Genomic DNA, 1,194 nt, shown 5'->3' with positions numbered 1-1,194 from the left:
CGCATTCCTCCGATCTCAACATCCAGACCGGCGGCAACCTGATCGTCACCGCCGGCAAGGACACCGAGACCGAACACGATAGCGCCAAGCGCAAGGGGTTCCTGCGCAGTGGTAGCTCCAGCTATGACGGCTACAACGAAACGACAGTCGGCTCGCAGCTTTCCGCCTCGGGCGACGTCAATCTCGATGCTGGCAAGGCCGCCGTCATTGCCGGATCGAAGGTCAATGCCGATGGCTCCATCAACGTCTCCGGCGACAGCGTCGCTGTGATCGGAGCGCAGGAGGTTCACCAGTCCGACAGTCAACGCAAGGATTCCGGCCTGTTCGTCGGCTCCGGCGGTGGTTTCATCTCGCTTTACGGCAAGAACGAAAAGCAGGGCCAGCAAGCCTCGACGGACAATGTCGGCTCTTCGCTTTCAGCGGGCGAGGACGTTAATCTGACGGCCCGCAAGACCGATCTCAATATCATGGGCTCCAGCGTCACAGCCGACCGGGACATCAACCTGTCGGCCGCACGCGACGTCAACGTCACGCCGGGTGCGGAAAGCGCGTCGCAATCCGAGCAACAGAAGAAATCCGGCTTTGGTCTCGCCTTCTCCGCCGGCAATGGCGGTTTCTCCGTCGGTATCGGTGCGCAGTCGACGAAGGACAGCAAAGCGCAGCAGTCCGATACCAATGCTGTGTCGACACTTTCCGCCGGTCGCGATCTTAATGTCTCCGCCGGCAACAACATCAATCTGCAAGCAACCAGCGCCTCGGCGGAGCGCGACGTCAATCTCTTCGCCAAGAACGACATCAATCTCCTGTCGGCCAATGACGTCACCAATTACCAGGAGGTGCACGAAAAGACCTTTACCGGCGTGACCTTCGCGGCCTCGAGCAAGGCGGTGGCCGCCGGCGAAAGCATTATGAACTCAGCTGAGCGGCTGTCGGATGCCGGCGGCGTCAATGCCGTCACCAACACCGCCATTGCCGGCCTCGGCTTTTATCAGGGCTACAAGGACCTGAAGGAGGCTTACAATCAGCTCACCAGCACGGATCCCTCCAACAAAACGGGTCTTGGCTTCTCGCTATCGCTGACGGCCGGCGTCAACCATCAGGAAAGCCAATCCTCGTCATCGTCCTCGTCGCCTGTCGTTACCGACATCCGCGCTGGCCGCTCGATCAGCATCGAGGCTCAGAACGGCAGCATCA

1 protein-coding gene is annotated in these 1,194 nt (G+C 60.4%); it reads left to right on the top strand.

The window, feature by feature from the left end; translation table 11 throughout:
- Positions 1-1,194: hemagglutinin repeat-containing protein (locus RRH01S_RS33055; RefSeq protein WP_042477858.1), on the top strand; the 1,194-nt coding region annotated here is incomplete at both ends.

The sequence above is a fragment of the Rhizobium rhizogenes NBRC 13257 genome, from assembly GCF_000696095.1.
GTDB lineage: Bacteria > Pseudomonadota > Alphaproteobacteria > Rhizobiales > Rhizobiaceae > Rhizobium > Rhizobium rhizogenes.
The sequence above is the reverse complement of the archived record's forward strand: the minus strand, read 5'-3'. Positions and strand labels throughout refer to the sequence as shown.